Source organism: Ruegeria sp. CDSC054 (assembly GCF_059610645.1).
Genome location: NZ_JBXWOA010000004.1, coordinates 245,946 through 269,083 on the forward strand (window position 1 = coordinate 245,946; position 23,138 = coordinate 269,083).

Genomic DNA, 23,138 nt, shown 5'->3' on the forward strand with positions numbered 1-23,138 from the left:
TATTAGAGCCGAATATAGGAGTATCCCATGTCCAGCCCCCTTTGGTTTGATCCAAGCCTGTGTCTGATCGGCGGCAATTGGGTGCCGCCAACCTCCGAACAAACATTGCCTTTGATCAATCCTTCTGACGGCTCAGAGATCTGCCAGATCGCAAGGGGTGGCGCGCATGATGTTGATGCTGCGGTCAAGGCTGCTCAGACTGCGATTGACGGGGATTGGGGACGAAAGACTGCGCTGGAACGGGGCCGTATCCTTACGCGGATGGGAAGGATGATTTTGGAGCGTGTTGAAGACCTGGCCACGCTAGAGGCCAAGGATGTCGGCAAGCCCCTGACGCAGGCACGGGCGGATGCGGTTGCGTTGGCACGGTATTGCGAATTCTATGGTGGGGCCGCGGACAAGGTCATGGGCGAGACCATCCCGTATCTGGATGGCTACACCGTCTATACTTTACGGGAACCGCACGGCGTGACGGGGCATATCGTTCCGTGGAACTATCCGATGCAGATCATCGGGCGGTCGGTTGGGGCTGCGCTGGCGATGGGCAATGCCTGCGTTCTGAAACCTGCGGAAGAAGCTTGCCTGACCGCGCTGGCCTTTGCGCATCTGGCGCAAGAGGCCGGTTTACCCGCCGGTGCCCTGAACGTCGTACCCGGGTTGGGGGCCGAAGCGGGGGCTGCCCTGTCGGGCCATTCAGGCGTGCACCATGTCTCGTTTACCGGGTCAGTTGCCACTGGGGCGCTGGTGCAGCAGGCAGCGGGGCAAAACGTGGTTCCTGTGACGCTGGAGCTTGGGGGGAAATCACCTCAACTGGTGTTTGACGATGCTGACCTGGATGCTGCCCTGCCGTTTTTGGTCAATGCGGGGGTTCAGAATGCCGGACAAACCTGCTCTGCCTCGTCACGTATTTTGGTACAGCGCGGGGTTTATGATCAGGTCAAGCAACGCATGGCAGCGGCTTATGCAGATTTGACCGTTGGTCCCGCGCAGGATGATCTGCGCGTTGGCCCGCTAATATCGGGCCGTCAAAAAGAGATCGTGTCGGGCTTTCTGGCCAGGGGCGCAGACCTGACTGTCGCAGGGCAAGGTCGGATTGTAGACGGTGCCCCGTCTGAGGGGGCCTATGTTGTGCCGACGCTGTTTGCGGACGTTCCGCCCGATCACGGTCTGGCCAAGGATGAGATTTTCGGCCCGGTTCAGGTGCTGATCCCATTCAGCACTGAGGAAGACGCGGTAAAGATCGCCAACAGCACCGAATACGGGTTGGTTGCGAGCATCTGGACCCGCGACGGGGCACGACAGATGCGGCTGGCAAAGCAACTTCGCTCCGGTCAGGTGTTCATCAACAACTACGGTGCGGGTGGTGGCGTAGAGCTGCCCTTTGGTGGTGTCGGAAAATCCGGACACGGCCGCGAGAAAGGGTTCGAGGCCCTTTATGGCTTTTCACAGTTGAAAACGGTCGCGGCGTGCCATGGTTAGAGCCTAAACGATCACCTCGATTGCCTCTTGCGCGCCTACGCCGAACACTCGTTTGTAGCGTTCGATCTGATCCTTCGGTCCCATCGCCTTTTCCGGGTTGTCCGACAGTTTCACGGTCGGCTGGCTATTGGCGGACACAGCCTTGCAGACCAGCGAGAACGGCGCCAACGCGTCGTTTGGCACGAGTCCGCGGAAGTCGTTGGTCAGCAAAGTGCCCCACCCGAACGAGACTTTGGTTCTGTGGGCGAATTGAGTGTGCAGTTCCCGAATTTTGTCGACATCCAGACCATCCGAGAAAATCACACGCTTTTCCAGGGGGTCTTCTCCTCGAGACTGCCACCACTTGATAGCGGTTTCCGCGCCTGTTGCGGGATCACCGCTGTCGATGCGAATGCCGGTCCATCCGGCCAGCCAATCGGGCGCGCGATCCAGAAAGCCCTGCGTGCCATAGGTGTCCGGCAGTATGATGCGCAGATTGCCGTCATGTTCGTCGTGCCAGTCGCTCAGCACGTCATAAGGCGCTTGCGCCAGTTCGGCATCGTCTTTGGCAAGGGCGCTGTAGACCATCGGCAGTTCGTGCGCGTTGGTGCCGATGGCCTCAACTTCGCGCCGCATGGCGATCAGACAGTTAGATGTACCAGTAAAGGACGGTCCCAGACCCTCGATCATGGCCTGCACGCACCAGTCCTGCCAAAGAAAGCTGTGTCGACGCCGGGTTCCGAAGTCAGCGATCCCAAGCCCGTCAATATCCCGCAGTTGTTCGATCTTCTTCCAAACGCGGGTCATGGCCTGGGCATATAGCACTTGCAGCTCAAACCGCCGCATGTTGTTCAGCACCGCGCGCGAGCGCAGTTCCATCAGAACCGCAAGCGCCGGGATTTCCCACAGCATGACCTCGTGCCATTTGCCCTCAAAGGTCAGCTCGTACTGATCGCCCTTCCGTTCCAGGTGATAGGGCGGCAGGCGCATGTTTTCGAACCATTCCATGAAATCCGAACGGAACATCTGGCGTTTGCCATAGAATGTATTGCCCCGCAGCCACGTGCTTTCGCCCCGGCTGAGGCTAAGCGACCGGATATGATCCAATTGCTCGCGCAGTTCGCCTTCATCGATAAGTTTTGCCAATGGGATGTGATTCGACCGGTTGATCAGGGAAAAAGCCACATCTGTTTGGGGCTTATTTCGAAACACTGACTGGCACATCAGCAGTTTGTAGAAGTCCGTGTCGATCAAAGACCGTACAATCGGGTCAATCTTCCATTTATGATTGTACACGCGTGTCGCAATATCGACCATGGGGAACTCCTGCGATTTCCGTTGTTAGATCAATCAGTGCGTGGAATGGCAAGAGTCGCTGGAATGATGACAATGACAAGGTCAGGTCACATTGCGAGCATATTGTGTGTTCTTTTCACAGTTTAGTGAAAAGGAAGGGATGGTTGAACGAGGTTAATTTGGTGAATGGTTCTCGAGTACGATTTTGACATCGTTGTTAACGAAAAAGCGGATGAGGAAACCGGTTCCGAGCAATTGGACCAGTGCGCCACACGCGCGCGATTCCGTCATGTGAAAACGGCTGACGCGCTCAGATCGGCGTCACCTAAGATTCGTTTGATTTTTCAGGAAGCCGGGTTCGATCTGGATTCGACTGACAGCGACATGATGCACGGGTATTACCCTACACGGGATGTAGCCGAACGCGAGCGGATTTTGCGCGCGTTGTTCACGAATATTCGGGAACTTGGCATCAGTGGCGAATATTGCGGTGAGTTCGATTTTCATCGCTTTTTGGACAATGTCAAAACGGCCAAACCGCGCAACGATCAGCGCCCAAAAGTCGAGAATTGGACGCCGAACCCGCGCTACAAATCACCCGCAACGCCCGAGCGCCGCACATTGCCCGGACGAATTGGCGTTGCATTGGGACTGGCGGTGATCTTGTTCGCAGTGCTCAGGTATCTTGCCGAAAAAGGCGCTACGCCTTAGATCAGCGCAACACCGGCGTCACGCATCGCGGCCTTGGCGGCTGCCAATGATCCATCCATGTCGATCGCCCGACATGCGTCCATGCGCACGGTGACATCAAATCCCAAGCGGGCAGCGTCAACAGCCGAAAAATGAACACAGAAATCTGTGGCAAGCCCAACTAGGGTCAGTTTGGTGATCCCGCGTGATTTCAAGTAACCTTCTAAACCGGTCGGTGTCTTTTGGTCGTTCTCAAAAAATGCGGAATAGCTGTCGATACCGCGTCGAAAGCCCTTGCGAATGACAAGATCGGCATGGGTCTTCAGGTCCGGGTGGAATTCCGCACCTTCGGTGCCCTGCACACAGTGATCTGGCCACAAGACTTGAGGCCCGTAATGCATGTCGGTTGTTTCAAATGGGGACTTGCCGTCATGTCCGCTAGCAAAGGACGAATGCCCCTCAGGGTGCCAGTCCTGTGTCAGGATCACGGTGTCAAACTCAGCCATCATAGCGTTGATGTGGGCCACGATCTCGTCACCTCCAGGCACAGCCAGCGCACCACCGGGGCAAAAATCGTTCTGAACGTCAACTACAATCAGGGCATGGGTCATCAGGGTCTCCTCACATTGCCCTATCGGTAGGGGGCTGGGCGGGGGGCGTCAATCCGGTCCCTTGCGACTCTGGCCCAGCGGGTTTAGACCGCGCGCATGTATACGATCGCTGCTCTCTATCACTTCACCCGTTTTTCGGATCACGTGTCCCTGCGCGACCCGCTGCTGGACCTTTGTCGCGCGCAGTCAGTCAAGGGCACCTTGTTGCTGGCTGCCGAAGGGATCAACGGAACCATCGCAGGCCCGCGTGGCGGGATCGATGCGGTGCTGGCCCATATCAAGGCTTTGCCCGGTTGTGCGGATCTTGAGTGGAAAGAGGCCACATCCGATCACCCGCCCTTTGGCAAAATGAAGGTGCGTCTGAAAAAAGAGATCGTGACCATGGGCCAGCCGGACGTCGATCCGCGTGCCCGCGTCGGCAATTATGTCGAGCCTGAAGACTGGAATGATCTGATCCGCTCTGACGACGTGGTCGTGATCGACACTCGCAACGATTACGAAGTGGCGATTGGTACTTTTGAGGGCGCAATAGACCCTGAAACAGCCAGTTTTCGTGATTTCCCGGCCTGGTGGGAAGAAAACAAAGACCGCTTTCACAACAAGCGGGTTGCCATGTTCTGCACCGGCGGCATCCGTTGTGAGAAATCCACCAACTACCTGTTGGGGCAGGGGGTCGAGGATGTGTACCACCTGAAAGGCGGCATCCTGCGGTATCTCGAAGAGATGCCCGCCGAGGACAGCAGCTGGCAGGGTGAGTGCTTTGTTTTCGATAATCGCGTCTCGGTCGGACATGGGTTGGTCGAAGGACCACACAACCTGTGCCACGGCTGCCGCCGCCCGATTCTGCCAGAGGATATGAAGCGCGCGGAATACGAGCACGGCGTGTCCTGCCATCGGTGCATCAATGAGACTTCGGATGCGGACAAGACGCGTTTCAGGGAACGTCAGAAACAGATCCTGTTGTCGCGTCAGCGCGGGCAAGAGCATCTGGGCGCTGAATGACAGGCGAATGATTTGGGTTGCGGGTACAGGCCGGAACCCTGATGATCGCGGAAAAACCTAGGTCATCGGAGGTTTTATGCACCGCGAACCTACAACACTGGAAGAGTGGAAATCGACGCTTATCGCAGCGGTCGGACTGGTTATTGCCAGTTTTTTCGCGTGGTATGGTCTGTCGCGCCTGAGCGAGGCGGCCGCAGGCGAAACCATTGGTACTATTGTGTCGGTCTGCCTGGTGGTTTGGGTCGCATCGCAATCCTGGTACTACATGACACAGGTGAAACTGCCGCATCGACGCTTGTTTCTGATGGGTGTGTCCTTCATTCAGGTCGTGCCGTTCTTGTTCGCGGCGGCGTATGGCGCGTTCGGCTACGCCGACAATTGCGTGGTGGGTGCAGATGCTCCAGCTGATTTTCTGTATTTTTCATACGTCACCTTCACCACTGTGGGATATGGCGACATGATCCCAACAGGTTTATGTCGCGGGCTGGCCGTCGCTGAGGCTGTTACCGGCTACATCCTCTTGGGTATGTTTGTTGCTGCTACGGTTGCGCTCTATACCCGCCACCATAAACATTAGACGGCCATCATTTGTTCTGATCAATCCAGCGGGACATCATCTGTTTGTCGCGGAAACACTCGGACGGGATAGGCCTGCGCTTGCTACGGGAAATGCGTTCGGCAAAGGCAACCTGCTTACCGGTTGGATAGTCCGCAAAGGGCGATGGATCGGCTGGCTTGTGCGCCGAAATCCAGGCAGACATCGACTTGCGATCCCGTTGTGCCTCGACCGGGATTTCCAAGGCTGACTGCTGGGCAATTGCACGAGCGTATCGCATTTGCCGGTCTGTGACGGGCAACAGGTGATAGTCGTTCGATGGGCCATCCTTGGCCGGGTTGCGGGCGTGGTAAGACATCGGATTGTTCCTCTGACTATGTAGAACATAAATGGAACATTAAGCTTTTTATTCAAGAGGGGGCCGATTCACATCAGCGGGAGTCCGCCGTGATTCACTTTTGTTGACTGACCAGTCAATAAAATATAGACGCGAAGGAAAGGACTTCTGAGAAGGAAATCGGCATGAAATTCCAGCCTAAGGCGAGCCATTTTATCGACGGCGCATATGTCGAAGATACCGGCGGAACCCCGATAGACGTGATCTACCCGGCCACCGGTGAAGTCATCGCTCGGCTGCATTCTGCCACGTCGGATATTGTTGATCAGGCTCTAACAAGTGCTAAAAACGCTCAGGCAGAGTGGGCGGCAATGTCCGGGACCGAGCGTGGGCGCATCCTGAGACGGGCATCTGACATCATGCGTGACCGCAATCGCGCGCTTTCGATCCTCGAAACCCACGACACCGGTAAACCCTTGCAGGAAACCCTGGTGGCCGACGCCACATCGGGGGCGGATGCGCTGGAGTATTTCGGTGGGTTGGCCGCGTCATTGACGGGCGAGCACATCCCGCTGGGCCGCGGAGACTTTGTCTACACCATCCGCGAGGCGCTGGGCGTTTGCGTCGGTATCGGCGCATGGAACTACCCGACCCAGATCGCTTGCTGGAAAGGGGCCCCGGCACTGGCCTGTGGCAACACGATGGTCTTCAAGCCGTCCGAGACCACGCCCCTGTCGGCGCTTCAGGTGGCCGAGATCTTGATCGAGGCGGGCGCGCCTAAGGGCGTCTATAACGTGGTTCAGGGCTATGGCGATGTTGGCGCATCGCTTGTGACGGATCCGCGCGTGGCCAAGGTTTCGCTAACCGGGTCCGTGCCGACCGGTCGCAAGGTCTATGCCGCGGCCGCCGACGGCATGAAGCATGTGACGATGGAGCTGGGTGGAAAGTCCCCGATGATTGTGTTCGATGACGCGGATATTGAAAACGCCGTGTCCGGTGCGATCCTGGGCAACTTCTATTCTTCGGGTCAGGTCTGTTCGAACGGCACCCGTGTCTTTGTGCAGAAAGGCGTCAAAGAGGCATTCCTCAAGCGACTCTCTGAACGTTTGGCGACTGCAAAAATCGGTGATCCGCTGGATGAGGATGTGAATTTTGGCCCTATGGTCAGCGAAAACCAGATGAATATCGCACTAAGCTACGTTGAAAAGGGCACGGCGGAGGGCGCACGTCTGGTATTCGGCGGCAAGCGGATCGAAGGCGACGGTTTCTACATGCAGCCCACCGTTTTTGCGGATGTAACCGACGATATGGCCATCGCGCGCGAGGAAATCTTTGGCCCGGTGATGTCCGTGCTGGACTTTGACACCGAAGAAGAGGTTATTGCCCGCGCCAACGACACCGAGTTTGGATTGGCCGCCGGTGTCTTCACCAACGACCTGACCCGCGCGCACCGCATTGTGGCCGGGTTCGAGGCGGGCACATGCTATATCAACACCTATAATCTGGCTCCGGTCGAGGCCCCATTTGGCGGATCTAAAATGTCAGGTGTCGGGCGCGAAAACTCGAAACTGGCGATCAATCACTTCAGTGAAATGAAGACGGTCTACGTTTCGATGAACGACGTCGAAGCGCCTTACTAATCAAAACCGGCCATTCAAGCTCTGTTCCCGACATTTCGCGTCGGGAACAGAGCATAAGCCACATAAGACATGTGGCTGACTTCCTCCAAAGGGTGCCGTTTTCGGCACCGTCGGCGGGAGGTCAATTTCATGAAAACGCACGCGCAGGCCGTAGTCATCGGCGGAGGATTGGCTGGCTGTTCAATCCTTTACCATTTGGCCAAACTCGGTTGGCGGGACGTTGTCCTGCTTGAGCGGGATGAACTGACCAGCGGATCAACCTGGCACGCGGCGGCCAACATTCACGGACTGCACGACAACAACAACATCACCCGCATCCAGCATTACACGATGAATCTGTATAAAGAGCTGGAGCAGGAAACCGGCCAGAGCTGCGGAGTGTTCCAGCCCGGTTCCCTCTATCTGGCCCAGACTGAAAACCGCGAACATCAGTTACGCCTGCAAGAAGCAAAAGCCCGGTTCTATGGCCTGAACTTCTACGAAGTCAGCCGCGAACAGGCGATGGAGCTTCACCCGCTGGCGCAGTTCGACGATATCCGCTGCATTATGTTTGAACCCGATGGTGGCAACGTGGATCCATCCGGTGTGCCGCACGCCTATGCCGCAGGTGCGCGGGCAATGGGTGCAACGATTGAGCGGTTTTGCCCCGTGTTAGGCACTGATCAGCAGCCAGATGGGTCATGGATTGTGCGCACGGAAAAGGGGGATATCCATACGCAATGGGTTGTGAATGCCGCAGGTCTTTGGGGCCGCGAAGTAGCGGCATTGGCGGGTTTGAACCTGCCGCTGCAACCGACCGAACACCAATATTTCGTAACCGATTCCATTGATGAGGTTGCCAAACTGGGTCGCCGTTTACCGTCGATCGCCGATCGGGACGGTGAGTACTACTTCCGACAGGAAGGCAACGGGCTGCTGATCGGGGCCTATGAAAAGGACATGAAGTTCTGGGCCGAAGAGGGCACGCCGTTGGACTTTGCCCATGATCTGTTCCCCGACGATCTGGACCGGATTATGGAGAACGTGATCCGCGCAACCGAACGTGTGCCCGCGGCGGCGACGGCTGGCGTGAAACGGGTTATCAACGGCCCAATGATCTGGTCCCCGGACAGTTCCGCCCTGTGGGGTCCGGTTCCCGAGCTGAAGAATTATTTCCTCTGCGGTGGTCTGATCCCGGGCTTTTCGCAGTCGGGTGGTTTGGGTTTGCTGGCGGCGCAATGGATGATCGAGGGCGAGCCGCAATACGACATGTTCGCCTGGGATCTCGCCCGGTTTGGCGACTGGGCGGACAAGAAATTCACCAAGGCGCGGGTTGAAGACCAGTATACTCACCGTTTCGCCATCCATTTCCCAAACGAGGAACGCAGCGCTGGCCGCCCGGCCCGCGTGCGCCCGGCGTATGAGATGCAAAAGGACATGGGCTGCGTCTTTGGTCTGAACTGCGGATGGGAACACCCGCTCTGGTTCGCGGATCAGCCCGGCACCACCGAGACAAACGGGTTCACGCGCCAGAACTGGTGGGAATCGGTCGGGCGAGAGGTCAGAGTGCTGCGCGAGAAGGTCGGTGTGATCGACATCTCGAACTTTGCCAACTACGTCATTAAGGGCTCGGGTGCCTATGAGTGGCTGGACCGTTTGGTCGCGAATAGGGTGCCGACCGAGATTGGGCGGTCGTGCCTGACACCGCTGATCTCAGTCCGGGGCGGCGTTGCCGGGGATTTCACCATCACCAAGGTGGCCGAGGACGAATACATGATGATCGGCTCGGGTATGGCCGAGCGCTATCATCAGCGGTTCTTCAACATGGTCGATCTGCCCGACGGCACAACACTCGAAGTGGCAACAGATCGCATCGCGGGTTTCAATGTAGCGGGTCCCAAGTCGCGTGACCTGTTGCAACGACTGACAAATGCCGACCTGTCGAACGAAGCGTTCCGTTTTATGCGCTCACAAACGATCGAGGTGGCGGGCGTCACCTGCCTTGCCATCCGCGTCAGCTTTACCGGCGATCTGGGGTGGGAGTTGCACTGCGCGGAAGTAGATCAAATCAGGCTCTATTCCGCACTTCTTGAGGCTGCGAAGGAGTGCGACGGTGGTCCAGTGGGCGGCCGCGCGTTGGGGTCACTGCGGATCGAGAAGGGCTATGGCTCGTGGGGCCGCGAGTATTCTCAGGAATACTGGCCGCAGGAAGTCGGACTGGCGGGTCTGATCAAGCTGGACAAGGACTTCCTGCACAAAGACGCCTATCTGCAGATCAAGGACAACGCCGCGCGCGAGGTTCTGTCGATTTTTGAGGTCGAGGCGACGGATGCCGACGCGTCCGGTGGCGAAACTATCTTTACACCAGATGGCGCACCGGTCGGACGTGTAACGTCAGGCGCCTATGGCTATTCAGTCGGCAAGTCCCTGGCCATCGGCTATGCGAATCCGGCGGTCGTACAGCCGGGGGACATGGTGGAAATCTTCATCCTCGGCAAACCGCATAAAGCCAGAGTTTTGGCCGAACCGCCCTTTGATCCATCGGGTCTCCGGCTGCGCGATGTCCCATCCAAGGTGATGGAGGCAGCCAAATGACCGGCACGCTTGATCGGGTCACGGATTTTGCACTGAACCTTTCAGCGCAGGAAATGCCTGACAGCGCGAAAGAGGCCGCCGCCCTGATGATGCTGGACACAATGGGCATCCTGATCGCCTCCGGCCCGATGGAGGCCGGCGTGATCGCCCGCGATACTGCCGCGTTGCTCTATGCCAGTAGTGATGCGGCATTCAGCGTTCCGATGATGTTTGATGGCCGCCCCGTCAGCATGGCAGGCGCTGCCTACGCGGCAGCCACGCAAACCGACAATCTGGATGGGCATGACGGCTACAACCCGACTAAGGGGCATATCGGTGTCGTCGTCCTGCCTGCGTTAGTTTCACTTGGTGCGCATTGCCCTGATTTGTCCGGCCCCGAAGCCCTGGCTGCCGTCGTCACAGGATATGAAATCGCGGGACGTGCGGGGCTGTCGCTGCACGCATCGGTCAGCGATTATCACACGTCCGGCGCGTGGAACGCACTGGGTGTGGTGGCCATGGCCGCGCGCATGCGCAGGCATATGCCCGACCAGTTTCGACAAGCATTGGGAATCGCGGAATACCACGGACCTCGAAGTCAGATGATGCGCGAGATTGCAAATCCGACGATGCTGCATGACGGATCGGGTTGGGGCGCGATGGTTGGTATATCATCTGCGATTCTGGCCGAACGTGGTTTCACGGGCGCCCCGGCCATCACAATCGAAGATGCCGATGTTGCGTCGTTTTGGAATGATTTGGGTCAGTTCTGGCAGGTCGAACACCAATACGTAAAACCCTATCCGATATGTCGCTGGGCCCATGCGGCCATTGATGGCGTTCGGACAGTGATGATGGAGAATAACCTGGCGCACGACCAGATCGGATCCATCCATATCAACAGTTTTCACGAAGCGGCCTGCCTGTATGGCGGGATGCCTGATACCACGTCTCAGGCCCAATACTCTCTGCCTTTTGCTGTGGCGGTTCAGGCGATCCATGGTCGGATCGGGGTCGAACATATCTCGGGTGCGGGTCTGTCTGATCCGGCAGTGGCAGAGTTGGTACCGCGTATTCACGTTCAGGAAGATGCGCGCCACAGTGCACGCTTCCCGCAGTGGCGGTGGGCCGATGTCACCTTGAAATCGACCGATGGGCGTGTGTTCGAATCCGGCGACACTCACGCGCGCGGAGGGCCGGAGGCCCCGCTCAGCAGAGGAGATGTGATCGCCAAGTACACCGAGTTTGCCGCGCCAATTGTCGGTTCAGACCGCGCGGACGCGATCCGCGCGGCCATATTGGGTTGGGTCGAACCTACATCCAGATTGTCGGACCTGATGCCGTTGGTCTTTGATCCGTAAAAGCGGCCGGTGCGGGCTGCGGGCCGACGCTCAGTGGGCACCTATTGAAAGACAAACCGTGGTTGCAGGTGGCGCCGACCTGATCCGCTATTGGTCCACCTCCGCAAGCAAATCCAGAATGTGCTGGCGTGTTTTTGCGCTGTCATCCAACAAGCCCTTTGCGTCAGCTAAAGGTTTATCCTGCATTCGTGTTGGCGGAACGGACAGGAGCTGCGTTGTTTGCTGAACTGCGAGGAACTTTGTGTCGCGTTCGGGCTCGACCGTTTCCGGATGATCGGCCAACCAAAAGAACCGATCGGCTTTTTCGTCTGCACCCACAGCCCGCAAAAGCTGACCAGCTGCCACGTAATCGTCCGTCATCTGCAATGCTTGCCCTCGCAAAAGCTGGGCCGCGTCTGATGGATCGTCGGCCAGCTCCAACATCGCTTGATGTGGTCGGCGTTGCAGTAAGGCAGCGCGCGCGCGTAACCGTGCCCTTTCTGCGCGTCGGACCTTGTCCTGTGGCCGGCTGGCCAACTCCATCGCCGCGTCCGCAAAACCAAGGGTGACCAAACGCTCGGCCATCGCCACGCTTGTATCTGTGACTAGCGCCAGTTTCTGCTCGGGTGTCAGGGTAACGACCAGTCTAAGGAATGTCGCGTCGTCGGCGCGTTCGGTCAGGATCTGGGCGACGCGGTTCAACGTTTCGATGGCATTGGCCTGTGTATCTTGGGCGCTCAGCAGATCCATCGCCATGTCGAACTCATGGCTTAAGCTTAACGCAACGATCTGTGTTTGCAGCATGCGCGGCCCGATTTCAGACCGGCGAAACTCCACGACGTAAGAGGCCGTAAGATCAAGTTCTTGCGGAGATATTGCCCCACGTTCCGACCATCGCTTGTCGACCAGTCGCGCAAGCGCAATCGGTGCCTCCAACTCTGCACTCGACGCGGCGATGATCTCGTTCAACAGAGCTTCTGACTTCGGGCCGTCGCCTTCGGCAGCCGCGACCTTGGCTTTGGCTTGGGACGTATCGGCGCTGTCCTCAGTCGCAACGCGGTCGACCGCGCGCAACACGCGCCTTGCTGGTTCAAGTTTCCCAGCTTCTGTCAGAATTTCCGCCAATGTCGGCCCAACATGACGGCGCAGATGGGCGGGCAAGCGCGCAAAAGACTGTTCGATCGATTGCAAATGGGCCTCTTCCTGCAGCACTCCTTCGATCAAAAGAGCCCAAAGCGCGGCGTCGCTTTCACACCGCTGAAGACTGGTAAACGGGTTCGGATGGGACGGCTGTGCGCCATCAAGGTACCGGGCTATGGCGGCAACCCGATCTGTGTCCGGCGCATGCCGCCCAAGCAATTCAAGCGTCCGAAGAGCCTCTGCGCCGAACCCGAAATAGGCGTATAGCTGCGCCAGCTTCAGCGTTTCATCTTCGTCGAGATGATCGAATTCTTTGAACAAAGCGGCGCGCAACGAAGCCACCTGTTCCGGAAAGGGAGTTGCCCCAGACCAACGGTCAAACCCAAGCTCAGCGCTTGAGATGCAGGGTGGGCGTTGTTCAAGCTGCGGCAGGGATGGCCCTAAAAGTTCATTCAAGCCGTCCAGAACGGATGTCACATGAATATTCGCATTAAGATCTGAGGGGCTAAAGGGATCGTTCTTGGGGACCGACAGCCTTGGTCCAACCGGAGCAAGCCTCAAATCAACGACTTCCCGGTCAGAACCGCGCAGTAGCAGGGTAGAGAGCTGTTCTTCAAATCGTTTTGTGTTCAGGCTTAGCAGTGGCAATTCGAGACTCTGCAGATTTTGCGCGACCAACGGGTCTTTCTCTTTGGACGCTTTGGGCAAAACAGGCGACGGTACATCAGTGCTGATTGTGGGTGGCGCCGAGCCTGGTGCAATATCCACCACGATCATCGTGCCCTTAAACAGAAAGGCATTGGCAACACAGTCGCAGCCAAATTGCATATCAAGTGCCGCGCCCGGTTCGAACTGAGAGATCGCGGCCAAGCGGTTTTGCGTCAAACGCTGGAAAACGGCTGCTGTGTCAAAGTTAACCTTTTCCAGTTGGACACTCAGACGCGCACCATTTTTCTTGTGCGACAGCACCCATTTAGTGCCCGGCGGAACCTGTGCGACCAGTCGCGTATACCCATCATGTTCGCCCGAGCTTACCTGCACATTTTGTGCTTGAACCTGCGCTGCCGCGGCGGTTAGCGCCAAAGCAAGAAAAACTGTCCGGATCATGCCGCTGCCTGTTTGAGTTCCTTCAACGCATCTTCCAGCTCAGAAAATCCGGGTCGGTTATGTGTCGGCGTGTTCTGGCGGCCAACTTCAATACACATGGCTGCGTTATGGTTGTGCAGGTTGGCGACCAGAACCTCTTTGATCAGCTGATAAAAATGGTTGTCCTCTTCGACCACCGCTTTCAGCTTGCCAGCGAACGGGCCAACCAGGCCATAGGCGAGAAACACGCCCAGGAACGTCCCGACCAAAGCGCCGCCGATCAATTTGCCCAGTACTTCGGGCGGCTGGTCGATGGACCCCATCGTTTTGATTACGCCTAAAACGGCGGCCACGATACCAAGTGCGGGCAAACCATCGGCGACGGTTTGCAGTGCGTGGCTGGAATGCATGGCGTGGTGAAAATTGGTCTCCATCCGCTTTTCCAGCACTTCTTCAACTTGATGTGGATCGTCGTAATTCATCGACGCGGATCGCATCGTGTCGCAGATCAGATCGACGGCTTCCTTGTCCTTCTGAATCTTCGGATAGGCCGAGAATAGGGTCGAATTCTCGGGGTCTTCGATATGCTGTTCCACCTCGACCGGGTTGGCCTTGGCAATGCGGATCAGAGAAAACAAAAGGCACAGCAGATCGCGGTAGTCTTCGGGTTTCCATTTCGGGCCTTTAAAAACTTTACCCATGTCCTTGATCGTATGTTTGACCGCGCTCAAGTCGTTGCTGATCATGAATGCGCCAACGGCCGCGCCGCCGATCATCATCATCTCGAAAGGGAGCGATTTCATAATGATCGTCATCTTGCCCCCGGCGGCAAGATAACCGCCAAACACCATGGCGAAAATGACGACGATTCCGATGATTCCGATCATGAGCGGTCTCCTGCAATGTCAGATGCGGGCGTAAAGTACATGTGCGCTACTCCTGCGGAGCCGCAGCATTGCGACCGGCGATGATCACACTGATCGTATAGGCGGCTTCGGGGCTGAGACCGGCCAGAACACCTGCTGCTGCGTCAGGTGGCATCCGCGACAGAAAGCCAGCCGCAAAGCCGGGGTCCATGGTTTCGAACAGGGCGGCTGCGTCCTTGGGCTTCATGCTCTGATACACATCCGTCAGGCGCGTCAGATCGGTCTCGGCGGCTTTTTCGGCGAAGGCCAGTGTCTGTCGCAGCGACTCTTCGGCCTCCTGCAAGGCAGCCAGGCGCGTTTCAATCGCCTGATCCGCGATATCGAGCGCCTTTTCCTTGTCTTCCAAAGCGGCCTCTCGTTTTTTGAGTGCGTCTTCGCGGCGTAGCAATTCGGTCAACAATTCTTGCGCACCGGGCTGTTCGGGTTGGCTGCCCCTCGCCAGCGATGGGGCGGGATCGGATCCTTTAGCCAGCGCGGGGCCGGCCTCGAATCCTATTCTGATCGCGGCGGAACCGATCATAAGCATCGCGATCACCGCAAGAACGCCGCCTTTGGGGCGATTTTCCGCCCGCTTCCGCCTCATGTCGCGGCCTCGCTGCGGTTGTGACGCAGGAACATCAACCCACCTAGACGTTTGACCTGAGTCTCGGCTGGCGCGTCTTCTTCAATAACGGGCACTGAGGTGGTTTGGGATTGTTCTTCGGAAACAAATGGCACAGGCTCTGGTATAGGGGACTCGGTCGTCTCTTCATCGTCCGGCACTACGTCATGCATCGAGGCCATCATCAGCTCAAGCCGCTGCGCCACTGTTTCGGCGCGCTCGGTTAAATCCTTCAGCGCAACGCCAGATTGATCCGAGGCGTCGCGCGCTGAATCCAGTGACCGTTTCAACTCTTCCGCTTGCGATGACAGCACGCTCACGGCACCACCGACGCCTCTTTCAAGGTCGGTAAAGCGTTTCAACCGCCTGGACAGGACGAAACAATAAAGACCCGCACCCAAGGCACCTGCCACCAGCAAAATATCTGCAATCAGCTCCAACTTCGCCTCCTAGTTCAGTACGAATTCCATGACGAGAACATCACGCACACGGCCTTCACCGACGACGATTTCGATACGCCGTAACAGATGTCCTCGGATGCGCATAAGCGCGAGCGAATCCTCAAGATCCGTTACCTCAATCGCGCGCAGATATGCGTTCAGCACGTCCATGATTCGCGGTTGCATCTTTTCCACATCCGCCATGTACGGCGCGTTCACCTCGAGCTGGGCATGAAACTTCAGATGTCGCGAATCGCTGGTGTTTACCGAAACGACGACTGGGGCAAGGTCAACGAATCCGACCTTTGGCAGAGCCTTGGCAGGCTTGCTTTTCTCTGTTTCCTCGGCGTTTTGTACAACGGGTTTTCCACCTATTGGCAACAGGCCGGTGGTGGTCAGGAAATACCCGCCCGCAGCACCGGCTATCGCCAGAATCGCGCCTATTATCATTCCCTTTTTCCCATATTTTACTGGGACTTCTGCCTGTTCTGCAGTCGCGTCGGTCATGACGTCCTCATTCCTACAATCTGCAATCGTCATAACCCGGCAGGGACTAACCGATTGTTAAGGGCAATCGTCCAAACAAGGGATGCGTCGCACAGAATGTCGGCGAGTCGGAGGTGATCGTGCAGCAGATCGGAACTGTCTGGGCAAGTTTGGACAGGCGTAAACAATTCATTGTCGCGGGTGCAGTCGTGCTGGTGTTTTTGGGGGTCCTTGCGATGTCGCGCCTAGTGACAACGCCGTCGATGACCCTGCTTTACGCCGGATTAGAAAGCGGCGCTGCGGGGGATATCGTCCGTTCATTGGATCAGCGCGGGGTGCAGTATGAGATTCGCGGTGGCTCAATTTATGTGCCGGGATCACAACGGGATGAATTGCGCCTGACGCTGGCCAGCGAAGGCCTGCCTGCAACGGGAAACCGGGGCTACGAGCTGCTGGATTCGCTCAGCGGGTTTGGCACAACATCGCAGATGTTTGACGCCGCATATTGGCGCGCCAAGGAAGGTGAATTGGCCCGAACCATTGTAGGCAGCCCCCATATCAGTCAGGCGCGCGTGCATATTGCCAATGGATCAGCCAATCCGTTTCAGCGCAGTGTTGCACCAACCGCATCGGTCTATCTGGTCGCATCGGGCACGGACATCACGTCGGATCAGGCAAAGGCGATCCGGTTCCTGGTGTCGTCCGCAGTCAGCGGACTGGCGCCCGAGAACGTCACCGTCATCGATTCGAATGGCGCAGTGATCGGGGCACAGGACAACCCGGTGTCCGCAGATACCGCTGACGATAAATCGCGCCAGCTGCGCGAGCGGGTTCTGCGTCTGGTCGAAGCCCGGGTCGGAGCTGGAAATGCTGTCGTCGAGGTGAGTGTCGATACGGTGACCAAGACAGAATCAATCCGCGAACGGCGTTTTGATCCCAATGGCCGTGTGGCCATCAGCACCGATGTCGAAGAGCGTTCGGACAGTGCTCGCAACCAATCCGGGGATGTGACGGTTGCGTCAAACCTGCCCGATGGCGATGGCGCGGGCGGGGACGAATCCAATTCGAACGCAACCCAGACCCGAGAACGGGTCAACTACGAGGTTTCCGAAACCGAGCTTGAGGTTCACAACGGTCCCGGCGCGATCAAGCGACTGACGGTGGCTGTTCTGGTAAACGGAACGCGATCCGTGGACGCAAACGGCAGTGAAACATTCACGCCGATGCCGCAGGCCGAGATGGATGCACTGCAAGAGCTTGTGGCCTCGGCAGTGGGCTACGATGCCGAGCGGGGCGACGTTATTACGCTGAAATCGCTGGATCTTCCGGTGGTGGAGCCGCAGGGCAGTTTGGCAACCGCCTCGCTGTGGCAGAAATTTCATATTGACGCGATGTCGCTAATTCAAATGGCAGTGCTGGCGCTGGTTTCGTTGGTGCTTGGTATGTTTGTCATCCGCCCCATTTTGACGCAGCCGGCGACCGTTCCGGCGCTGTTGTCCGCAGGTTCGGCTCAGGAACCTGACGCATACCTGACCGGCGAAATTGCGACGGAAGAGGGCGGGCAATTCACCACCTTGCCAGGGCAGGCGCCCACAGGGAACGTTCCGGCGCTTGCGACCGATGCCGGGGCGGACCCGGTGGATCGGCTCAGGGCAATGATCGGCGACAAACAGGAAGAAACGGTCGAAATCCTGCGCAGTTGGCTGGAAGAAGGTGAGGAGCGTGTGTGATGTCGATTGCCCATCTTCTTGAGGATTTCACTTTACAGGCCGGCGGTGGACAGCTGCACGTACTGGATGAGGACGCGTTAGAGGAACAAAGGCTGGCCTCGTTCGAGCAAGGCTATAGCGCCGGCTGGGAAGACGCGGTCCAGGCGCAAGAGCAGAGCCGGGGGCAGGTTTCGGCCGAATTGGCCAAATCGCTCGAAGATATGTCTTTTACCTACCATGAAGCGGTTAACCGGATGGCCCTGTCGCTGGTACCGATGTTTCAGAGCCTGACACAGCTGGTTTTGCCGGAAATGCTGGACCGAGGGTTTGCCGTTCGGCTTGTCGAGCAGCTCACCGATATGGCGCGCGGGCAGATCGGACAGCCCATGCAAATCTTCGTACCCTCAGGTCGTGTGAACGAGGTGGAAGACCTGATCCCCGCTGAGCTGTCATCACCTGTACAGGTGATTGAAGACCCGTCGCTTGAAGCGGGGCAAGCGCGGCTCAAGGTCGGGGTTTCCCAGCGCGAGGTGGATTGCAGCGGTTTGCTTGCTGCAATCGATCAAGCCTTTCAGGCGTATGTTTTTCAGGCAAAAGAGGCAGTGACCAATGAGTGATCCGCAAACCCCGAAATCCGAGAAGCCCAACCCGTTTGAGGCCGTTCCGATTGAAGTCACCGTATCGGTTGGCCGGGCGCGCCCTTTGATCCGCGATTTGCTGAACATGGGAGAAAACGCCGTGCTGATGCTGGACAAACGCATCGAGGATCCGGTTGACCTTTATGTCGGCGACCAGCTTGTCGCACGTGGTCTGCTAGAGGAGATGGAGGGCGAGCAGGCCGGTCAGCTGGCCGTGCGACTGACTGAAATCGCGGATCTGCAAAACGGGATCGGCTGATGCGCCGATTTCTAATTCTGGCGGTCGCGTTTGCGGTTTTGACCCCGTCTTTGACCACGGCGCAGGAGTTGTCTGTCTCGCTGGGCGAGGGCGGTTCGATATCTGCGCGAACGATTCAGTTGATCCTGTTGATCACCGTGCTCAGCCTGGCTCCGGGATTGGCGATCATGATCACCTGTTTTCCGTTTCTGATCACTGTTTTGGCGATCCTGCGCCAGGGTATCGGGTTGCAGCAATCTCCTCCCAATATGCTGATTGTCAGTCTGGCGCTGTTTCTGACTTATTTCATCATGGAGCCGGTCTTTTCCGAAGCCTGGACAACAGGAATTCGGCCGTTGGTCGATGAAACGATGGAGGTCGAGCCTGCATTAGAGCGTGCATTACAGCCGTTTCGCGGTTTCATGGCTGCGCGATTGGACCCCGATACGTTTCACGCCATGGCCGCCCTGCGCCCCGGTGGTGATGCCACAACGCTGTCGCCCGACGCGCCGCTGTCCATCCTGATGCCATCCTTCATGCTGTCCGAAATTGCGCGCGCTTTTCAGATCGGGTTTTTGGTCTTTCTGCCATTTCTGATCATCGACCTTGTGGTTGCGGCGGTGCTGATGTCGATGGGGATGATGATGGTGCCGCCAGCCACAGTGTCCTTGCCGTTTAAACTGGCGTTTTTTGTCATCGCCGACGGGTGGTCCCTGATCGCCAGCGCGCTTGTGCGCAGTTATGCGACCTAGGTTTTTATTGCCGGGCGATTTGCAGACAGGCGCGCAGGCCGCAGTCGCCGGCCTCAAAGCGCATTTCTCCGCCATGCTGTTCGGCCACGGTGGCGGCAATTGTCAGGCCCAAACCATAGCCGTCGGACGATCCGGTGTTGGACCCACGACGAAATGGAGCCATCAGGTTTTCGATGTCCTCCACCGACAGATCGGTGCCCTTATCTTCGACCGTGATCGTCGCGGTGGTCGCATCGGTCGCCAACTGCACTTCGGCGTGTCGACCATATTTCAACGCGTTGTCGATCAAATTGGTCAGCGCACGCCTAAGCGATATGGGCCGTGCCATGACCAGAACGCGGCGTGTTTCGGTCAGCTGCCCATGTCCGCGCCGGGACATGAACACCGATGTAACCCCATCGACCGCGACGGGGTCGGTCTTTTTTAGTGTCACGGGCAGGTCCATATCCTGATAATCGGCGACCAGAGCCTCGACCAAAGAGGTCAGAGAAATCTGGCGCGGTTCCTCAACATCCAGTTCGGATCGCGTATAGGTCAGGACACTTTCGATCATGCCCGTCATCTGATCCACGTCCGCCTCGAGCTTTTCGCGTAGTTCATCGTCGGGGATCAGAGCGGCACGCAGGCGAACGCGGGTCGCAGGGGTACCCAGATCGTGGCTGACACCGGACAAGACCGTCGCCCGCTTTTCAAGCTGCGCGCGCTCGGCCTCAAGATGGGCGTTCACTGCCGAGACGATATCGCGCAGTTCATCCGGGCCATCCGCCTCATAGCTTTCCGGCCCACCAAGACGCTGCCGTTCGCGCAACGCGCGGGCAAACCGGGTGAAGGTATCTGAGACGTTACTGACTGCGGATAAGATGACCGCCATTGCGACGATCCCCATAAGAATTGCGGGCAGACGTAAATCCATTGGGGCCGCCTGACAGCCCCAGATCGGGGTCCCGTCGACCTGATGCCAGGCCTCGCGTCCAAATTTCGCAATCAGGATCGGCTCACTGCAATATGTCGCCAGCAACCGGGTCAGGTTTCCCATCTTTTCAGGCCCGGTTTGATCACTGCCTGACACAATGTCCGAAACCGGATAAACCAACCGGTCGGACAGGATCGCTACGCTTAATTCACGCCCGCTGAGCGGCGAGGAACTGTCGGTCAGGATCGAAAGGTTGGTGACGAAACGGCGGTTTGAAAACCCGGGCAACCGCTGAAATTCACCATTTTCGGCAAGGGCCGTATCCTGGGGCGGCAAGGGCGTTATCGACAACCCCTCGGAGGGGGCCATGCCTGTTCGCAACTCTTCGTAGACGGCGAACCCCGCCACAAAAGATTGCAGCAGGTATTCGTTCCAGGCGCGCGCCGAAGCGAACCATAACCCTGCAGACAGCAAACCGGCGGCAAAGGCCGAAAGGGTCCAAAGCCACCCCAGATTGCGCAGGCGCAGTGTCATTCTTCGACCGAAATGTCGGCGGCAAAGATATACCCGACCCCGCGTTCCGTGCGCAGCATTTGCGGATCTTTCGGGTTGGTCTCGATCTTGGATCGCAGGCGACCGACCAACATGTCGATGGCGCGGCCTTGCGCTTCGGACTTGTCGCTGTCCCCCGTGACATCCAGTGCCGTGACGATTTCATCGCGCGTCAGCGGAATATGTGGATTGGCCAGCAAGACCTTGAGCAGGGCGGTTTCCCGCTGTGACAACGCGACCAAATAGCCTTCTGGCGAATGCAAATCATCACGCTTTCCGTCAAAGACCCAGCCATCAAAACGGAAGGTGCGGGTTCTGCGGCGATACGCCAGCGAAGACGACCGCCGAGCGCGCTGCATTACTGCCCTGACACGGGCCAGCATCAATTGGGGGTTGAAGGGTTTGGCAATGTAGTCGTCTGCCCCAACTTCGTACCCTGCCATGCGCTGATGGTCGGCGGACAGGGCAGAGACCAGAATGATCGGGACGTCCTGTTCGCGCCGCAACCGGGCGCAGATATCAATCCCGTTCTCGTCCCCCAGCATGACGTCCAACAAAATCAGATCGATCCGGCCATTGGATAGGTGCGCCCGGATTTCCCGCTCGGAACTGGCGGGTAGGGCGATGAAGCTGTTTTGCTGCAATAGCTGCGTCATCATCGACCGCATCTCAGGGTCGTCATCCACCACCAGAAGCCGCGGAATGCTCACTCTGTCTTTCCTCCCGATCTTTTCCCTCTGTCGTCGTCCATTGTAACGAATGGAAACAGATTCAATGCCAACGTAACACGCTGTAACAGAAGTGGTGAAAATTTGGGCTGTTTCTGTGCTTTAGCGTGAATTCTGCTTTGCCAGACGGCAATCTGACCACAGTAATAGCGCCATCGCTGCTTTGGCAGTCACTGAGTTCTCAGGGAGGAGACAAAAAATGAAGCGTTTTGCATTTGCCACCGTTTCGACTTTGGCCGTTGTGGCCGGATCGTCCGTTGTGGCCGAGCCGCAGGCAGAAGTTCTGCACTGGTGGACCTCGGGTGGTGAGGCCAAATCGGTTGCCGTTCTGCAGGAAGAGTTCGCCTCGAACGGCGGTACCTGGACTGACATGCCCGTTGCGGGTGGTGGCGGTGATGCAGCCATGACCGCGCTGCGGGCCCGTGTTCTGGCCGGTAACGCACCGACTGCCGTTCAGCTGAAAGGGCCTGCTATTCAGGAATGGTACGAAGAAGGCGTTCTGGCCGATATCTCGTCTGTCGCCGAAGCCGAAGGCTGGGCCGAGGTGCTGCCTGCGTCCATCGCGGGTCATATGCAGTGCGAGGGCACGTGGTGCGCCGCACCGGTGAACGTGCACCGCGTGGACTGGATCTGGGCCAACGCCGACGTTCTGGCGGCAAATGGCATCGAAATGCCGACCACCTGGGACGAATTCAACGCTGCCGCTGACAAGCTGCAGGCCGCTGGTGTAATCCCGCTGGCCCATGGTGGTCAGGCGTGGCAGGACGCGACCGTGTTTGAAACGGTGGTCCTGGGCATCGGCGGACCCGAGTTCTTCCAGAAAGCACTGGTTGATCTGGATCCCGAAGCGCTGACCTCGGATACGATGGTGCAGGTCTTTGACCAGATGCGCACACTGCGTGGTTATGTGGACGAGAACTTCTCGGGCCGCGACTGGAACCTGGCGACTGCAATGGTCATGAACGGCGAAGCGGCGTTCCAGATCATGGGTGACTGGGCCAAGGGTGAATTCCTGGCAGCTGGCAAGAAGCCTGGCGAAGACTTCCTGTGCGCCTCGACCCCCGGCGACGGATATCTTTATAACGTAGACAGCTTCGCCATGTTTGACGTGGAAGGAGACGACAAGAAAGCCGGTCAGGACCTGCTGGCCAAGCTGATCGTCGCGCCGAACTTCCAGAAAGTGTTCAACCTGAACAAAGGCTCGATCCCTGCACGGACCGATGTTGGACTGGAAGACTTCGACATCTGCGCCAACCTGTCGGCAGAAGACATGGGTACGACCTCGGCAGGTGGTTCCCTGCTGCCGTCTTACGCCCATGGCATGGCGCTGCGCGGGTCGCAGTCCGGTGCGATCACCGACGTTGTGACCGCGCACTTCAACTCGGATATGTCCTCGGCTGACGCGGTTCAGCAACTGGCGGACGCGGTGGCCAACAGCTACTGATC

Annotated in this window: 22 protein-coding genes; 12 read left to right on the forward strand and 10 right to left on the reverse strand. The window is 57.8% G+C overall.

Features of this window, described 5'->3' with window-relative positions; translation table 11 throughout:
• Window positions 1-27: 27 nt before the first annotated feature.
• Window positions 28-1,479 (forward strand): aldehyde dehydrogenase family protein, encoded by a 1,452-nt coding sequence (locus tag AC2FGC_RS11020; RefSeq protein ID WP_496782335.1) that lies wholly within the window; start codon window positions 28-30, stop codon window positions 1,477-1,479.
• Between the two features lie 3 nt (window positions 1,480-1,482).
• Here AC2FGC_RS11020 and pncB read toward each other — a convergent pair whose 3' ends face one another.
• The gene (gene pncB, locus AC2FGC_RS11025; protein ID WP_496726426.1) at window positions 1,483-2,775 is read right to left on the reverse strand and encodes a nicotinate phosphoribosyltransferase; all 1,293 of its coding nucleotides are present in this window, start codon (window positions 2,773-2,775) and stop codon (window positions 1,483-1,485) included.
• Window positions 2,776-2,940: 165 nt separating this feature from the next.
• Between pncB and AC2FGC_RS11030 the strand changes: the two genes are divergently transcribed.
• Window positions 2,941-3,465 (forward strand): hypothetical protein, encoded by a 525-nt coding sequence (locus AC2FGC_RS11030; protein ID WP_496726425.1) that lies wholly within the window; start codon window positions 2,941-2,943, stop codon window positions 3,463-3,465.
• Here AC2FGC_RS11030 and pncA read toward each other — a convergent pair.
• Window positions 3,462-4,055 carry a bifunctional nicotinamidase/pyrazinamidase gene (gene pncA, locus AC2FGC_RS11035; RefSeq protein WP_496726424.1) on the reverse strand — a complete coding sequence of 198 codons (594 nt, stop codon included), beginning with the start codon at window positions 4,053-4,055 and terminating at the stop codon, window positions 3,462-3,464. The two genes, AC2FGC_RS11030 and pncA, sit on opposite strands and share 4 nt — an antisense overlap.
• 96 nt (window positions 4,056-4,151) lie before the next feature.
• Here pncA and trhO point away from each other — a divergent pair, with 96 nt between their 5' ends.
• Both trhO and AC2FGC_RS11045 read left to right on the forward strand, forming a co-directional pair.
• On the forward strand, window positions 4,152-5,057 hold the full coding sequence (trhO, locus tag AC2FGC_RS11040) for an oxygen-dependent tRNA uridine(34) hydroxylase TrhO (RefSeq protein ID WP_496726423.1): 906 nt from the start codon (window positions 4,152-4,154) through the stop codon (window positions 5,055-5,057).
• A 76-nt stretch (window positions 5,058-5,133) separates the two neighbouring features.
• Entirely contained in the window at window positions 5,134-5,634 is a 501-nt protein-coding gene (locus AC2FGC_RS11045) for a potassium channel family protein (protein ID WP_058275022.1), read from the forward strand.
• A 7-nt stretch (window positions 5,635-5,641) separates the two neighbouring features.
• On the opposite strand, the gene AC2FGC_RS11050 is transcribed toward AC2FGC_RS11045, so the two are convergent.
• Entirely contained in the window at window positions 5,642-5,971 is a 330-nt protein-coding gene (locus tag AC2FGC_RS11050) for a hypothetical protein (RefSeq protein WP_496726422.1), read from the reverse strand.
• A 164-nt stretch (window positions 5,972-6,135) separates the two neighbouring features.
• Here AC2FGC_RS11050 and betB point away from each other — a divergent pair, with 164 nt between their 5' ends.
• The 3 genes from betB to AC2FGC_RS11065 all read left to right on the forward strand — a co-directional run bounded on the left by betB (window position 6,136) and on the right by AC2FGC_RS11065 (window position 11,504).
• Entirely contained in the window at window positions 6,136-7,590 is a 1,455-nt protein-coding gene (betB, locus tag AC2FGC_RS11055) for a betaine-aldehyde dehydrogenase (RefSeq protein ID WP_496726421.1), read from the forward strand.
• Window positions 7,591-7,719: 129 nt separating this feature from the next.
• Window positions 7,720-10,164, forward strand: a complete 2,445-nt coding sequence (locus tag AC2FGC_RS11060) for a GcvT family protein (RefSeq protein ID WP_496782337.1) — start codon at window positions 7,720-7,722, stop codon at window positions 10,162-10,164.
• Window positions 10,161-11,504: an MmgE/PrpD family protein gene (locus AC2FGC_RS11065; RefSeq protein WP_496726419.1), complete on the forward strand. Its 1,344-nt coding sequence runs from the start codon at window positions 10,161-10,163 to the stop codon at window positions 11,502-11,504. The genes AC2FGC_RS11060 and AC2FGC_RS11065 overlap by 4 nt, the downstream gene beginning before the upstream one ends.
• 87 nt (window positions 11,505-11,591) lie before the next feature.
• Here AC2FGC_RS11065 and AC2FGC_RS11070 read toward each other — a convergent pair whose 3' ends face one another.
• From AC2FGC_RS11070 to AC2FGC_RS11090, 5 genes are read right to left on the reverse strand one after another with little or no spacing between them, the layout of a single operon-like run.
• A complete protein-coding gene (locus AC2FGC_RS11070) occupies window positions 11,592-13,730 on the reverse strand; it encodes a hypothetical protein (RefSeq protein ID WP_496726418.1) in 2,139 nt (712 codons plus the stop codon).
• Window positions 13,727-14,596, reverse strand: coding sequence for a flagellar motor stator protein MotA (gene motA / locus AC2FGC_RS11075; protein WP_496726417.1), 870 nt, complete (start codon window positions 14,594-14,596; stop codon window positions 13,727-13,729). Before motA ends, AC2FGC_RS11070 begins: the two co-directional genes overlap by 4 nt.
• A 46-nt stretch (window positions 14,597-14,642) precedes the next feature.
• Window positions 14,643-15,218: a MotE family protein gene (locus tag AC2FGC_RS11080; protein WP_496726415.1), complete on the reverse strand. Its 576-nt coding sequence runs from the start codon at window positions 15,216-15,218 to the stop codon at window positions 14,643-14,645.
• Window positions 15,215-15,676 carry a hypothetical protein gene (locus AC2FGC_RS11085; protein WP_496726414.1) on the reverse strand — a complete coding sequence of 154 codons (462 nt, stop codon included), beginning with the start codon at window positions 15,674-15,676 and terminating at the stop codon, window positions 15,215-15,217. The genes AC2FGC_RS11080 and AC2FGC_RS11085 overlap by 4 nt, the downstream gene beginning before the upstream one ends.
• 9 nt (window positions 15,677-15,685) lie before the next feature.
• Window positions 15,686-16,183, reverse strand: a complete 498-nt coding sequence (locus tag AC2FGC_RS11090; RefSeq protein WP_496726412.1) for a flagellar basal body-associated FliL family protein — start codon at window positions 16,181-16,183, stop codon at window positions 15,686-15,688.
• 119 nt (window positions 16,184-16,302) lie between these two features.
• Between AC2FGC_RS11090 and fliF the strand changes: the two genes are divergently transcribed.
• The 4 genes from fliF to fliP are packed head-to-tail and all read left to right on the forward strand — an operon-like array spanning window position 16,303 to window position 19,499.
• On the forward strand, window positions 16,303-17,892 hold the full coding sequence (fliF, locus tag AC2FGC_RS11095) for a flagellar basal-body MS-ring/collar protein FliF (RefSeq protein WP_496726411.1): 1,590 nt from the start codon (window positions 16,303-16,305) through the stop codon (window positions 17,890-17,892).
• Entirely contained in the window at window positions 17,892-18,488 is a 597-nt protein-coding gene (locus AC2FGC_RS11100) for a FliH/SctL family protein (RefSeq protein WP_496726410.1), read from the forward strand. Before fliF ends, AC2FGC_RS11100 begins: the two co-directional genes overlap by 1 nt.
• A complete protein-coding gene (locus AC2FGC_RS11105) occupies window positions 18,481-18,768 on the forward strand; it encodes a FliM/FliN family flagellar motor switch protein (RefSeq protein ID WP_282119613.1) in 288 nt (95 codons plus the stop codon). Before AC2FGC_RS11100 ends, AC2FGC_RS11105 begins: the two co-directional genes overlap by 8 nt.
• A complete protein-coding gene (fliP, locus tag AC2FGC_RS11110; RefSeq protein WP_496726409.1) occupies window positions 18,768-19,499 on the forward strand; it encodes a flagellar type III secretion system pore protein FliP in 732 nt (243 codons plus the stop codon). The genes AC2FGC_RS11105 and fliP overlap by 1 nt, the downstream gene beginning before the upstream one ends.
• Window positions 19,500-19,503: 4 nt before the next feature.
• Here fliP and AC2FGC_RS11115 read toward each other — a convergent pair whose 3' ends face one another.
• On the reverse strand, window positions 19,504-20,946 hold the full coding sequence (locus tag AC2FGC_RS11115; protein WP_496726408.1) for a sensor histidine kinase: 1,443 nt from the start codon (window positions 20,944-20,946) through the stop codon (window positions 19,504-19,506).
• Window positions 20,943-21,674, reverse strand: a complete 732-nt coding sequence (locus AC2FGC_RS11120; RefSeq protein WP_058275016.1) for a response regulator transcription factor — start codon at window positions 21,672-21,674, stop codon at window positions 20,943-20,945. Before AC2FGC_RS11120 ends, AC2FGC_RS11115 begins: the two co-directional genes overlap by 4 nt.
• A gap of 217 nt (window positions 21,675-21,891) precedes the next feature.
• On the opposite strand from AC2FGC_RS11120, the gene AC2FGC_RS11125 reads away from it, so the two are divergent.
• Window positions 21,892-23,136 carry an ABC transporter substrate-binding protein gene (locus AC2FGC_RS11125; protein WP_496726407.1) on the forward strand — a complete coding sequence of 415 codons (1,245 nt, stop codon included), beginning with the start codon at window positions 21,892-21,894 and terminating at the stop codon, window positions 23,134-23,136.
• The last annotated feature ends 2 nt before the right edge of the window (window positions 23,137-23,138 follow it).